This window comes from Pseudomonas alvandae (genome assembly GCF_019141525.1).
Classification (GTDB): domain Bacteria; phylum Pseudomonadota; class Gammaproteobacteria; order Pseudomonadales; family Pseudomonadaceae; genus Aquipseudomonas; species Aquipseudomonas alvandae.
Map to the genome: position 1 here is coordinate 1252918 of NZ_CP077080.1, position 12551 is coordinate 1265468.

The window sequence follows — 12551 nt, forward strand, 5'->3', positions numbered from 1 at the left end:
CGGCAGCTCCTACAGGGTCGGATGAAACTCAACGCAGGCCGCGTTGAGTCTCGTCCAGCTCACGGATGTACTTGAAGATTTTACGGCTCGAGGCCGGTGGCTTGTTCTGCGCCAGTTCGTGCTGGGCCTGACGAATCAGGGAGCGCAATTGCTGGCGATCGGCCTCCGGGTAGTCGATGACGAATTTTTCCAAGGTGCCGTCGTCGCCTGCGATCAAGCGATCGCGCCAGCGTTCCAGGTTGTGGAAGCGTTCGTTGTACTGCCGGGTGGAGGCATCGAGCTGGTCGAGCAGAACGAGGATGGCGTCAGTGTCCTGATCGCGCATCAGTTTGCCGATGAATTGCAGGTGCCGTTTACGCGCGATATTCGCGGTGTGCTTGGGCGCATCGGCCAAAGCCCGGCGCAAGGCGTCGGTCAGGGGCAGCTTGGCCAGCAAGTCAGGCTTGAGTGTTGTCAGTCGCTCGCCGAGGTCAACCAGAGCATGCAGCTCGCGTTTGACCTGGGATTTGCTTTTTTCACCCTCGTAGAGGGAGTCGTCGTAAGAATCAACCATGGTGGCAGTCCGCAAAGAAACGCCGCCATGATAACCAGTCGGGGGCCGGTTGTCCGGCCCGGTCGCTCGAAGGCCAAGGGTTTGTACGAAAAAACGTCCAGGCGCTTTGCGTACAAAACCGTTACCGAAAGCAGAATTTGAGTGGAGAACACCATGAGTGCAGTTCAAAGCGTCGGCCCCCAGGCATTGCCGGCACTGCAGGAGCAAGTCGAGCAGATTCTCGCCGAGGCCAAGCGACAGGGCGCCAGCGCCTGTGAAGTGGCGGTATCGCTGGAGCAGGGGCTGTCGACTTCGGTGCGCCAGCGCGAAGTGGAAACCGTCGAATTCAACCGTGACCAGGGTTTCGGCATTACCTTGTACGTAGGCCAGCGCAAGGGCTCGGCCAGCACCTCGGCCAGCGGTCCTGACGCTATTCGCGAAACAGTCGCCGCGGCATTGGCGATTGCCAAGCACACGTCCGAAGACGAGGCCTCGGGTTTGGCCGATGCTGCGCTGATGTGCAAGGATCTGAAGGACTTCGATCTGTTCCATGCCTGGGATATCACGCCTGAGCAAGCCATCGAACAAGCGCTGCGCTGCGAAGCCGCAGCATTCGACGCCGACAGCCGGATCAAAAATGCCGACGGCACGACGCTCAACACCCACCAGGGCTGCCGGGTCTATGGCAACAGCCATGGGTTTATCGGCGGTTACGCATCGACCCGCCACAGCCTCAGCTGCGTGATGATCGCCGAGGCCGACGGCCAGATGCAGCGCGATTACTGGTATGACGTGAATCGCCAGGGCACGTTGCTGGCGGACCCGGTCAGCATCGGCCAGAAAGCCGCGCAACGGGCAGCCAGTCGCCTGGGCGCTCGGCCGGTACCGACCTGCGAGGTGCCAGTGCTGTTTTCCGCCGAATTGGCCGGAGGCCTGTTCGGCAGCTTCCTGTCGGCGGTGTCCGGCGGCAATCTATATCGCAAGTCGTCGTTCCTCGAAGGCGCGTTGGGCCAGAAACTTTTCCCTGAATGGATGACCATCGACGAGCGCCCACACCTGATGCAAGCCATGGGCAGTTCGGCGTTCGACGGCGATGGGCTGGCGACCTACGCTAAGCCGTTCGTGGAAAACGGTGAACTGGTTTCATACATCCTTGGTACGTATTCGGGCCGTAAACTTGGCATGCCGAGCACCGCTAATGCGGGTGGCGTGCACAACCTGTTCGTCACTCACGGTGAAGAAGACCAGGCGGCATTGTTGCGGCGCATGGGGCGTGGCCTGCTGGTCACCGAATTGATGGGCCATGGCCTGAACATGGTCACCGGGGATTACTCCCGTGGCGCGGCGGGTTTCTGGGTCGAGAATGGCGAGATCCAATTCCCGGTCCAGGAAGTCACTATCGCGGGGAACATGCGTGACATGTTCAAGCAGATCGTGGCGGTGGGGAACGACCTGGAGCTGCGCAGCAACATCCGCACCGGTTCGGTGTTGATCGAGCGTATGACGGTGGCGGGTAGCTGATATTCAGGGCCGAAAAAAAGGCGCGTCATCCATTTGGGTGACGCGCCTTTTTTGTTCTCAGAATTTCCTGTGTGGCGAGGGGATTTGATCCCCTCGCCACAGTTATTCCCCTTCGTCGAAATAATTGTTGATCAGCGCGACCAAGGCATCCATCGCTTCCTGTGCCTGTTCGCCCTCGGTGCTCAAGTGAATCCTGGTGCCCTTGCCCGCAGCGAGCATCATCATCGCCATGATGCTTTTTCCGTCGACTGCTGTTTCAGGCGTGCGCCCGACGCGGATCGTGGTGTCAGGGAATTTACCCGCCACACCCACAAATTTCGCCGATGCCCGGGCATGCAAACCCAGCTTGTTGATGATTTCAATTTCCCGAGCAGGCATCGCGATGTGAATCCTTTAGCTGAGGTCGCGGTGGCGAACCTGGACGTTCTTCAGGGATTGTTGCAGGAGCTGACCCAGACGCTCGGTCAGGTAGACGGAACGGTGATGACCACCGGTGCAGCCAATGGCGATCGTGACATAGGCCCGGTTGCTCGCTGCGAAGCGGGGCAGCCATTTGAGGAGGTAGCTGGAGATGTCCTGGAACATTTCCTCTACGTCCGGTTGGGCAGCGAGATAATCGACCACTGGCTGGTCCAGTCCGGACTGCTCGCGCAGCTCCGGTTTCCAATACGGGTTGGGCAGGCAGCGAACATCGAACACCAAGTCGGCATCGACCGGCATGCCGCGCTTGAAACCGAACGATTCGACGAGAAACGCCGTTCCCGGTTCAGGCTGGTTCAGCAGGCGCAACTTGATGGTGTCGCGCAGCTGGTACAAGTTCAGGTGCGTGGTGTTGACCTTGAGGTCGGCCAGGTCGGCGATGGGGCCGAGCAGTTGGCTCTCGTCATGGATCGCTTCAGCCAGGGAGCGGCTGGCGTTGCTCAGCGGGTGGCGTCGACGGGTTTCTGAAAAGCGCTTGAGCAGTGTTTCTTCGTCGGCATCCAGGTACAGCACATCGCATTGGATATGCCGGTTGCGAACTTCTTCGAGCAATTCCGGAAATCGCGACAGATGGCTGGGCAGGTTACGGGCATCGATGGACACGGCGACCAGCGGTTGCGCGAGTTCGGTGTGGATCAGGGCGCGCTCGGCCAATTCCGGAAGCAGGCCAGCCGGCAGGTTGTCGATGCAATAGTAGCCGCTGTCCTCAAGCGCATTGAGGGCCGTGCTTTTACCTGAGCCGGAGCGGCCACTGACGATGATCATGCGCATGTTTAATGGCCGTTCTGCTCGTCCAGGACTACCTGATACAAGGCTTCGTTGCTCGGGGCGCTGCGCAGTTTTTCGCGTACTTCCTTGCGATCCAGCATGCTGGCGATCTGGCGCAGCAGCTCCAGGTGCGCATCGGTTGCGGCTTCCGGGACCAGCAAGACGAACAGCAGGTCGACCGGGGCGCCATCGATGGCGTCGAAATCTATGGGGGCTTCAAGGTGCAGCAGCGCGCTGATAGGCGAGGCGCAGCCCTTGAGGCGGCAATGGGGGATGGCAATGCCGTTGCCAAAACCGGTGGAACCGAGTTTTTCACGGGCAACCAGTGCCTCGAAGACATCCTGCATTTCCAGATCCGGCACTTCGCGGTGGATCAGGTTGGCGATTTGTTCGAGGGCTTTCTTTTTACTGCCGCCCGGCGCGTTCACTTGGGAACGGCCGGGGGTCAGGATGGTTTCTAGTCGGATCATGGATTGGGGGGGTTAACGACCGGTTGCGCCCTGGAGGAGGCTCTGGGTCTTTTCCTTATGCTTTTTGAGTTGGCGATCCAGCTTGTCGGTCAGCAGGTCAATCGCGGCATACATGTCTGTGTGCTCTGCGTTGGCAACCACTTCTCCGCCGGGAATATGCAGCGTGGCTTCGATTTTCTGCAGCAGTTTTTCGACGCACATCGTGACTTGCACGTTGGTGATCTTGTCGAAATGCCTTTCCAATCGGTCGAGTTTTTCGCCGATGTAGGTGCGCAGGGGTTCGGTCACTTCCAGTTGGTGTCCACTGATGTTGACTTGCATACAGCTTCTCCTTCGTTGCCAGTGCATAAAGCGGCAGGCTGGGTTGCCTGCCACTGGAACGCTGTGGCGTGGCCTGTTACATCAACCGCTTGCGTTCGCTCGAAGGTGCGATCCCGAGGGATTCGCGGTATTTGGCGACGGTACGGCGGGCCACCTGAATGCCTTGTGCCTCCAGTAAACCAGCGATCTTGCTGTCACTCAACGGCTTTTTCTGATTTTCCGCGGCGACCAGTTTCTTGATGATCGCGCGGATGGCCGTGGACGAGCATTCGCCGCCTTCGGAGGTGCTGACATGGCTGGAGAAAAAATATTTCAATTCATAGATTCCCCGCGGGGTATGCATGAATTTCTGGGTGGTCACCCGTGAAATCGTCGACTCGTGCATGCCCACTGCCTCGGCAATGTCATGCAGGACCAACGGCTTCATCGCTTCATCGCCGTATTCCAGGAAGCCGCGCTGATGCTCGACGATCTGGGTCGCCACTTTCATCAGGGTTTCGTTGCGGCTCTGCAGGCTCTTGATGAACCAGCGCGCTTCCTGCAACTGGTTGCGCATGAACGTGTTGTCGGCGCTGGTGTCGGCGCGTTTCACGAAACCGGCGTATTGGGCGTTGACCCGAAGTTTCGGCACCGATTCCTGGTTGAGCTCCACCAGCCAGCGATCATTGTGCTTGCGCACGATCACGTCGGGGACAACGTATTCAGGCTCGGTGGATTCGATCTGCGAGCCGGGCCGTGGATTGAGGCGTTGCACCAGCTCGATGACTTGGCGCAGCTCGTCTTCCTTGAGTTTCATGCGCCGCATCAGTTGGCTGTAGTCGCGGCCGCCCAGCAAGTCGATGTAGTCGGTGACCAGTCGCTTGGCTTCGGCCAGCCACGGTGTCTTGGCGGGCAACTGGCGCAGTTGCAGCAAGAGGCATTCGCCCAGGCTGCGGGCGCCGATGCCGGCGGGTTCGAACTGCTGGATGCGGTGCAGGACCGCCTCGACCTCATCCAGCTCGATGTCGAGCTCGGGGTCGAAAGCTTCGAGAATTTCTTCGAGTGTCTCGTCCAGGTAGCCCTGGTTGTTGATGCAATCGATCAGGGTCACGGCGATCAGGCGATCGGTGTCGGACATCGGCGCCAGGTTCAGTTGCCACAGCAAGTGGCTTTGCAGGCTTTCGCCGGCGGAGGTGCGGGTGGTGAAGTCCCACTCGTCGTCATCGCCGCTTGGCAGGCTGCTGGCGCTGGTCTGGTAGACGTCTTCCCATGCCGTATCCACGGGCAGGTCGTTGGGAATGCGTTCGTTCCACTCGCCGTCCTCGATGTTATCCACCGTCGGGGCGGCTTCCTGATAGGACGGCTCCGGGATTTCGGCAGGGGTTTTCTGTTCGACGTTGTCGGCCAGCGGATCGGAGTTGTCGAAGTCGTCGCCTTCTTCCTGGCGTTCGAGCATCGGATTGGACTCCAGGGCCTCCTGGATTTCCTGTTGCAGGTCCAGGGTCGACAATTGGAGCAGGCGGATGGCCTGTTGCAGCTGCGGCGTCATCGTCAGCTGCTGGCCCATTCTCAAGACTAGCGATGGTTTCATGGCAGGGGCTTAACACCTTATTCGCCGGCGCACATGCGCCATCCACTACAAGGGCGCCGGAGCGCCAAACTTAAGCAAATTATATGCCTGAAACTGAGGTGTTTGCCTAGAGCGTCGCCACAATAAAATTGGCGACGCCCGGCGATGCACCAGACATCTGTGCTTACAGGCGAAACTCGTGACCCAGATACACTTCCTTGACCAGTTCATTGGCCAGGATAGTCGCGGAGTCGCCTTCGGCAATCAACTGGCCGTCATTGACAATGTAGGCGGTCTCGCAGATATCCAGCGTCTCGCGCACGTTGTGGTCGGTGATCAGCACGCCGATCCCCTTGGCCTTGAGGTGATGGATGATCTGCTTGATGTCACCGACCGAAATCGGGTCCACGCCGGCGAACGGTTCATCGAGGAGGATGAATTTCGGCGCGGTGGCCAGGGCACGGGCGATTTCCACGCGGCGACGTTCGCCACCGGACAGGCTCATGCCCAGGTTGTCGCGAATGTGGCTGATGTGGAATTCCTGCAGCAGGCTTTCCAGTTCCTGTCGACGGCCGGCCTTGTCGAGTTCCTTGCGGGTCTCGAGGATGGCCATGATGTTGTCGGCAACCGACAGTTTGCGGAAGATCGAGGCTTCTTGCGGTAGATAGCCGATCCCGGCCTTCGCCCGGCCGTGCATCGGCTGGTGGCTGACGTCCAGGTCGTCGATCAGGACGCGGCCCTGATCGGCCTGGACCAGGCCGACGATCATATAGAAGCAGGTCGTCTTGCCCGCGCCGTTGGGGCCGAGCAGGCCAACGATCTGGCCGCTCTCGATGGACAGGCTGACATCGCGCACAACCTGGCGGCTCTTGTAGCTCTTGGCCAGGTGTTGGGCTTTCAGAGTTGCCATTACTGGGCCTTTTGCTCGTCGGTTTTCTTTTTCGGCTGGATCACCATGTCGATACGCGGACGCGCCTCGGTGACCTTGCTGCCAGTGGCACGACCCGCGCTGGCCAGTTTCTTGACCGTGTCATAGACGATTTTCTCGCCTTGGGTCACGTTGTTGTCCTTGTCGACAACCTTGGCGCGGTCGATCAGGACAACGCGGTCCTGGGCGGCGTGATACTGGATGGTAACCCCATAACCCTGTACAGGCTTGGTGTCGCCCGCGGTTTGCAGTTGTTCGAAGTAGGCCAGGTTGCCCACCGAAGTCACCACGTCGATATCGCCGGACTGGGTGCGGGTGATGGTCACGGTGTTGCCGGTCACTTTCATCGAACCCTGGGTGATGATCACGTCACCTTTATAGGTGGCGACACCGTTCTTGTCGTCCAGTTGTGCATCGTCGGCCTGGATACGGATAGGCTGGTCGCGGTCGTTGGGGAGGGCCCAGGCGCTCGCGCTTCCCAGTGCTGCGCCCAGACTGAGCAAAATAGGGAGGGTTTTAGCGAGCTTCATACTGTCCTCTTACTTTCGATAGCAGGTGTATCCTGCTTTCCTTCAAATACGCCTTCATTCCTACGCCGGTCGACACGCCGCCAGCGCCGTCGATTCTAACGGGTTGCTCGGTCTGCGCATATTCTCGTTGCGGAAAGACCGTCATGCGACTGCTGGTGATGATGGTCGTACGGTTTTTCTCATCGGTCCGGGCGATGCGTACCGAGTCGATCAGTTCGACTTCGGTACCGCCGGGATTGACCTCGGCGCGCTCGCTCTGCACGTGCCACGGGAATTCAGTGCCGCGGAACATGTTCAGGTCCGGTTTGGTGACCAGTGTTATATCACTGGCCTTTACATGGTCGACTTTGTCAGACGTCATTTCGTACTGCACTTTGCCGTCTGGCAGGTATTGCAGGGTATGCGTATTGGTCGCATACCAATCGATATCGTTTTCCTCGACCTTGGTCACGGAAGGGTCAAGGAAGCGTTCCGGGCTGATGTTCCAGTAGCCCACCGCCGCAAAAATCGCGGCGATGCAGCCGAACACCAGTAGGGTGCGAATCTTCTTGCTTAACATAAATGGCTCACAAGTACGCGGCGTTGGCCGCTTCGAGGTGGCCCTGGGCGTTCAGGATCAATTCACAGAATTCGCGGGCGGCGCCTTCGCCGCCCTTCGCGGTGGTGACGCCGTGGGCGTGCTCGCGTACGAAAGCGGCTGCGTTGGCCACCGCCATGCCCAGGCCGACCCGGCGAATCACCGGCAGGTCCGGCAAATCGTCGCCGAGGTAGGCAACCTGCTCATAGCTTAGATTGAGTTCGCCCAGCAGTTCGTCCAGCACCACCAACTTGTCTTCCCGACCCTGGTAAAGGTGCGGGATGCCGAGATTCTTCGCTCGCCGCTCGACCACCGGGGTCTTGCGACCACTGATAATGGCGGTCTGGACGCCCGCGGCCATCAGCATCTTGATGCCCTGGCCGTCGAGGGTGTTGAAGGTCTTGAACTCGCTGCCGTCTTCGAGGAAATACAGGCGGCCATCGGTGAGTACACCGTCGACGTCGAAAACGGCGAGCTTGATGTTCTTGCCCCGTTGCAGCAGGTCGGTCGTCATCACATTACTCCAGCGCGAAGGAGGTCGGACAAGTTGAAAGCGCCGATCGCGCGATCCTCTTCATCCACTACCACCAGTGCATTGATCCTATGGTCTTCCATGATTTTCAGGGCTTCTGCGGCCAGCATGTCGGGGCGCGCAGTCTTGCCGTGAAGGGTCATGACTTCATCGATGGTTGCGTTACGTATATCAATAGCGCGGTCGAGCGTACGGCGCAGGTCACCGTCGGTAAAGATCCCGGCGAGCTTGCCGTCGGCTTCGAGGATAACGGTCATGCCCAGGCCCTTGCGGGTCATTTCCATGAGCGCATCCTTGAGCAGCGTGCCGCGTTGAACCTGCGGCAGCTCGTTTGCGCTGTGCATCACGTTCTCGACTTTGAGCAACAGGCGACGGCCCAGGGCGCCACCAGGATGGGAGAAGGCGAAATCCTCGGCGGTGAACCCGCGGGCCTCCAGCAGGGCCACGGCCAGGGCGTCGCCCATGACCAGGGCTGCAGTGGTGGACGAGGTCGGCGCCAGGTTCAAGGGGCAGGCTTCGTGCTCGACATGAACATTGAGGTTCACCTCGGCTGCCTTGGCCAGTGGTGAATCTGGATTGCCGGTGACGCTGATCATCTGGATGCCCAGTCGCTTGATCAATGGCAGCAATGTGAGGATTTCATTGGTCGAGCCCGAGTTGGACAGTGCCAGGATGACATCGTCCCGGGTGATCATGCCCATGTCGCCGTGGCTGGCCTCGGCGGGGTGAACAAAAAAAGCCGTGGTGCCGGTGCTGGCCAGCGTGGCGGCAATCTTGTTGCCAATGTGGCCGGACTTGCCCATGCCGACCACGACCACACGGCCCTTGCTGGCCAGAATCATCTCGCAGGCGCGTACGAAATCAGCGTCGATACGGGGCAACAAGCCTTGTACGGCTTCAAGTTCGAGGCGGACAGTACGTTGTGCCGATTGAATCAGGTCGCTGGATTGGTTCATGTCAGATCGTATAGCCCAATGAAAAGGCGGCGATTATAGCGGTAATGAGCGATTCCCTCACGTTAGTTCGTCATGCGTTTGCTCGAACGGCGCGAGGCCGGACATAAAATGTGGCGTTTTACCTTAAGCCGGGCTTAACGGGCCGGGGGTTGGCCTTGGGCGCCTGATGGTTGCAGTGATATAGTTCGCCGCCGGTTCGTGTGCCCGGCGGTACCGGCGTTTTTGTCGGCAGGCCGGAGCACTCGAATATGAGGCTGCATCGCAAGGAGTTTAGATGAGTGCCGACAACGCTTACGCGGTCGAGCTGAAGGGACTGTCCTTCAAGCGAGGGACGCGCAGCATTTTCAATGACATCGATATTCGCATCCCGCGCGGTAAGGTGACCGGCATCATGGGACCTTCCGGGTGCGGAAAGACAACGCTGCTGCGACTGATGGGCGCGCAACTGCGTCCCAGTGCCGGCGAAGTCTGGGTCAATGGCCAGAACCTTCCGAAATTGTCGCGCAGCGATCTGTTCGATGCGCGCAAGGACATGGGGGTGCTGTTCCAGAGCGGTGCCCTGTTTACCGACCTCGATGTGTTCGAGAACGTGGCGTTTCCCCTGCGTGTCCATACCGAGCTGCCGGAGGAAATGATCCGCGACATCGTTCTGCTCAAATTGCAGGCAGTCGGGCTGCGCGGCGCCCTGGAACTGATGCCGGACGAGCTGTCGGGCGGCATGAAGCGTCGGGTGGCCTTGGCGCGGGCGATTGCCCTCGACCCGAAAATCCTCATGTATGACGAGCCCTTCGTTGGGCAGGACCCCATTGCCATGGGCGTGCTCGTACGCCTGATTCGCTTGCTGAACGATGCGCTGGGCATCACCAGCATTGTGGTTTCCCATGATTTGGCCGAAACCGCCAGTATCGCCGACTACATCTATGTCGTCGGTGATGGCCAGGTGCTGGGACAGGGCACACCGCAGGAATTGAAGGATTCGGACAACCCGCGCATTCGCCAATTCATGAAGGGGGACCCGGACGGTCCGGTGGCGTTCCATTTTCCGGCCACGGATTACCGTACCGACTTGCTGGGGAAGCGCTGATGCGCAAGAAATCGTTAATCGAAAGAATTCGCCTGTTCGGTCGCTCCGGCATCGACGTGGTGGCGGTGCTTGGGCGTTCCTCGCTGTTCCTGATGCACGCCTTGCTCGGCCGCAATTCGACCGGCGGAGGTTTCGGCCTGCTGGTCAAGCAACTGCATTCGGTCGGGGTGATGTCCCTCGTCATCATTGTCGTCTCGGGGATTTTCATCGGCATGGTATTGGCGCTCCAGGGCTTCAGTATCCTGTCCAGCTATGGATCGGAGCAGGCGGTCGGGCAGATGGTTGCGCTGACACTGTTGCGCGAGCTTGGCCCGGTGGTGACCGCACTGCTGTTCGCCGGGCGTGCCGGATCGGCGCTGACCGCCGAAATCGGCAACATGAAATCCACCGAGCAGTTGTCCAGCCTGGAAATGATCGGTGTCGATCCACTCAAGTACATCATCGCCCCGCGCCTGTGGGCCGGCTTCATTTCCCTGCCGGTGCTGGCGATGATCTTCAGCGTCGTGGGGATCTGGGGAGGCTCGTGGGTCGCCGTCGATTGGCTGGGGGTCTATGAAGGCTCCTACTGGTCCAACATGCAGAACAGCGTCGACTTCCTCGACGATGTGCTCAACGGTGTGATCAAGAGTGCCGTATTCGCTTTCGTGGTCACCTGGATCGCCGTGTTTCAAGGTTATGACTGTGAGCCCACGTCAGAGGGGATCAGCCGTGCCACAACCAAGACCGTGGTCTACGCCTCGTTGGCCGTACTGGGCCTTGACTTTATTCTGACCGCCTTGATGTTTGGAGATTTCTGATGCAAAACCGCACCCTGGAAATCGGTGTCGGCCTTTTCTTGCTGGCTGGCATCCTGGCTTTGCTGCTGCTGGCCTTGCGGGTCAGTGGACTGGCGCCAACCGCGAGCACCGATACTTATAAACTTTATGCTTATTTTGACAATATCGCCGGTTTGACGGTCAGAGCCAAGGTGACCATGGCCGGTGTGACGATCGGCAAGGTCACGGCAATCGATCTGGACCGTGACAGTTTTACTGGGCGGGTGACGCTGCAGTTGGAAAAGCGCGTGGATAACCTGCCGACTGACTCCACTGCATCTATCCTCACCGCTGGGCTGTTGGGTGAGAAATACATCGGGATCAGCGTGGGCGGGGAAGACACCCTGCTCAAGGACGGCGGGACCATCCACGATACGCAGTCGTCGCTGGTGCTCGAGGACCTGATCGGTAAATTCCTGCTCAATACCGTTAGCAAAGACGCCAAATGAGGAGCTTTTGAATGATCTCTATCCTGCGACGCAGCCTGCTGGTCCTGCTGGCGGCCCTGCCGCTGATGGGCAATGCCGTGGCGGCGCCTTCGGCGCACGACATCATCCAGGACACCACTACTCGATTGCTGGCGGACCTTGCCGCCAATAAAGAGAAATACAAGCAGGACCCAAGCGCGTTCTACGACGCGCTGAATGGCATTGTCGGCCCCGTGGTAGACGCCGATGGCATCTCCAAGAGCATCATGACCGTCAAGTACTCGCGCAAGGCAACCCCGGCGCAGATGACCCGCTTCCAGGAAAACTTCAAGCGCAGCCTGATGCAGTTCTATGGCAACGCGTTGCTGGAATACAACAACCAAGGCATCACCGTTTCGCCGGCCAAGGATGAAAGCGGCACCCGCACCAGCGTTGACATGCAGGTCAAGGGCAACAATGGCGCCGTTTATCCTGTGTCCTACACACTCGAGAAAATCAATGGCGAGTGGAAAGTACGCAACGTGATCATCAACGGCATCAACATCGGCAAGCTGTTCCGTGACCAGTTCGCCGACGCCATGCAGCGCAATGGCAATGACCTGGACAAGACCATCGACGGCTGGGCCGGTGAAGTCGCCAAGGCCAAGGAAGTGACCGAAGAAGCCAAAGAGAAGCAGGAACAATGAACGAGTCGGTGAGCGCGTCCGACATTCGCCTGGGCGAGGCCGGCGAGCTGCTGCTCAGCGGCGTGCTGGACTACCGGACCGGCCCGGGTCTGCGCAAGCAGGGCCAGGCGTTGATCAAGTCGGCAAAAGCAGCCGACCTGGTGATTGATTGCTCAGCCGTGCAGAAGTCCAGCAGCGTCGGACTGTCGCTTTTGCTGTGCTTCATGCGCGATGCCCAGGCCGCCGGCAAGACATGGAGCATCCGAGGGATGCCCGAAGACATGCGCGAGATAGCCCAGGTCAGCGAATTGACCGAGCTGTTGGCGCACCCCTGATCCACATCGTTGAAAAGCCCCCCGTCAGAGTCCTGCTTCGCGGGGTTCGCAGGCGAGGGG

General features: G+C 59.4%; 17 protein-coding genes. 6 read left to right on the top strand and 11 right to left on the bottom strand.

All coding sequences use genetic code 11. From position 1 onward, the window contains the following. Positions 1-28 precede the first annotated feature (28 nt). A complete protein-coding gene (gene yjgA / locus KSS97_RS05440; protein WP_014336624.1) occupies positions 29-553 on the bottom strand; it encodes a ribosome biogenesis factor YjgA in 525 nt (174 codons plus the stop codon). A 153-nt stretch (positions 554-706) separates the two neighbouring features. Here yjgA and pmbA point away from each other — a divergent pair, with 153 nt between their 5' ends. Continuing rightward, positions 707-2053: a metalloprotease PmbA gene (gene pmbA, locus KSS97_RS05445; protein ID WP_030139848.1), complete on the top strand. Its 1347-nt coding sequence runs from the start codon at positions 707-709 to the stop codon at positions 2051-2053. Positions 2054-2155: 102 nt separating this feature from the next. On the opposite strand, the gene KSS97_RS05450 is transcribed toward pmbA, so the two are convergent. The 10 genes from KSS97_RS05450 to KSS97_RS05495 all read right to left on the bottom strand — a co-directional run bounded on the left by KSS97_RS05450 (position 2156) and on the right by KSS97_RS05495 (position 9164). Then, positions 2156-2431: an HPr family phosphocarrier protein gene (locus KSS97_RS05450; RefSeq protein ID WP_030139849.1), complete on the bottom strand. Its 276-nt coding sequence runs from the start codon at positions 2429-2431 to the stop codon at positions 2156-2158. Between the two features lie 15 nt (positions 2432-2446). Further along, entirely contained in the window at positions 2447-3304 is an 858-nt protein-coding gene (gene rapZ, locus KSS97_RS05455) for an RNase adapter RapZ (protein ID WP_217861257.1), read from the bottom strand. 2 nt (positions 3305-3306) lie between these two features. Further along, positions 3307-3771 (bottom strand): PTS IIA-like nitrogen regulatory protein PtsN, encoded by a 465-nt coding sequence (gene ptsN, locus KSS97_RS05460; RefSeq protein WP_030139851.1) that lies wholly within the window; start codon positions 3769-3771, stop codon positions 3307-3309. A gap of 12 nt (positions 3772-3783) precedes the next feature. Beyond that, positions 3784-4092, bottom strand: a complete 309-nt coding sequence (gene hpf, locus KSS97_RS05465; RefSeq protein ID WP_030139852.1) for a ribosome hibernation-promoting factor, HPF/YfiA family — start codon at positions 4090-4092, stop codon at positions 3784-3786. A 76-nt stretch (positions 4093-4168) separates the two neighbouring features. After that, a complete protein-coding gene (locus tag KSS97_RS05470; protein ID WP_217861258.1) occupies positions 4169-5662 on the bottom strand; it encodes an RNA polymerase factor sigma-54 in 1494 nt (497 codons plus the stop codon). Positions 5663-5825: 163 nt separating this feature from the next. After that, entirely contained in the window at positions 5826-6551 is a 726-nt protein-coding gene (gene lptB / locus KSS97_RS05475; protein ID WP_030139854.1) for an LPS export ABC transporter ATP-binding protein, read from the bottom strand. Continuing rightward, on the bottom strand, positions 6551-7099 hold the full coding sequence (lptA, locus tag KSS97_RS05480) for a lipopolysaccharide transport periplasmic protein LptA (protein WP_030139855.1): 549 nt from the start codon (positions 7097-7099) through the stop codon (positions 6551-6553). Before lptA ends, lptB begins: the two co-directional genes overlap by 1 nt. Continuing rightward, a complete protein-coding gene (gene lptC / locus KSS97_RS05485) occupies positions 7086-7658 on the bottom strand; it encodes an LPS export ABC transporter periplasmic protein LptC (protein ID WP_030139856.1) in 573 nt (190 codons plus the stop codon). The genes lptA and lptC overlap by 14 nt, the downstream gene beginning before the upstream one ends. Positions 7659-7665: 7 nt before the next feature. Beyond that, positions 7666-8190, bottom strand: a complete 525-nt coding sequence (locus KSS97_RS05490) for a KdsC family phosphatase (protein ID WP_217861259.1) — start codon at positions 8188-8190, stop codon at positions 7666-7668. Beyond that, positions 8190-9164, bottom strand: coding sequence for a KpsF/GutQ family sugar-phosphate isomerase (locus KSS97_RS05495; RefSeq protein ID WP_030139858.1), 975 nt, complete (start codon positions 9162-9164; stop codon positions 8190-8192). Before KSS97_RS05495 ends, KSS97_RS05490 begins: the two co-directional genes overlap by 1 nt. A gap of 274 nt (positions 9165-9438) precedes the next feature. Here KSS97_RS05495 and KSS97_RS05500 point away from each other — a divergent pair, with 274 nt between their 5' ends. From KSS97_RS05500 to KSS97_RS05520, 5 genes are read left to right on the top strand one after another with little or no spacing between them, the layout of a single operon-like run. Continuing rightward, positions 9439-10248 (top strand): ATP-binding cassette domain-containing protein, encoded by an 810-nt coding sequence (locus KSS97_RS05500; RefSeq protein ID WP_030139859.1) that lies wholly within the window; start codon positions 9439-9441, stop codon positions 10246-10248. Further along, positions 10248-11045, top strand: a complete 798-nt coding sequence (mlaE, locus tag KSS97_RS05505; protein WP_030139860.1) for a lipid asymmetry maintenance ABC transporter permease subunit MlaE — start codon at positions 10248-10250, stop codon at positions 11043-11045. The genes KSS97_RS05500 and mlaE overlap by 1 nt, the downstream gene beginning before the upstream one ends. Next, positions 11045-11512, top strand: coding sequence for an outer membrane lipid asymmetry maintenance protein MlaD (mlaD, locus tag KSS97_RS05510; protein WP_030139861.1), 468 nt, complete (start codon positions 11045-11047; stop codon positions 11510-11512). Before mlaE ends, mlaD begins: the two co-directional genes overlap by 1 nt. Positions 11513-11523: 11 nt before the next feature. Further along, positions 11524-12177, top strand: a complete 654-nt coding sequence (locus KSS97_RS05515) for an MlaC/ttg2D family ABC transporter substrate-binding protein (RefSeq protein ID WP_030139862.1) — start codon at positions 11524-11526, stop codon at positions 12175-12177. Next, complete coding sequence (locus KSS97_RS05520) at positions 12174-12491, top strand: STAS domain-containing protein (protein ID WP_438269621.1); 318 nt, start codon at positions 12174-12176, stop codon at positions 12489-12491. The genes KSS97_RS05515 and KSS97_RS05520 overlap by 4 nt, the downstream gene beginning before the upstream one ends. Positions 12492-12551 lie beyond the last annotated feature (60 nt).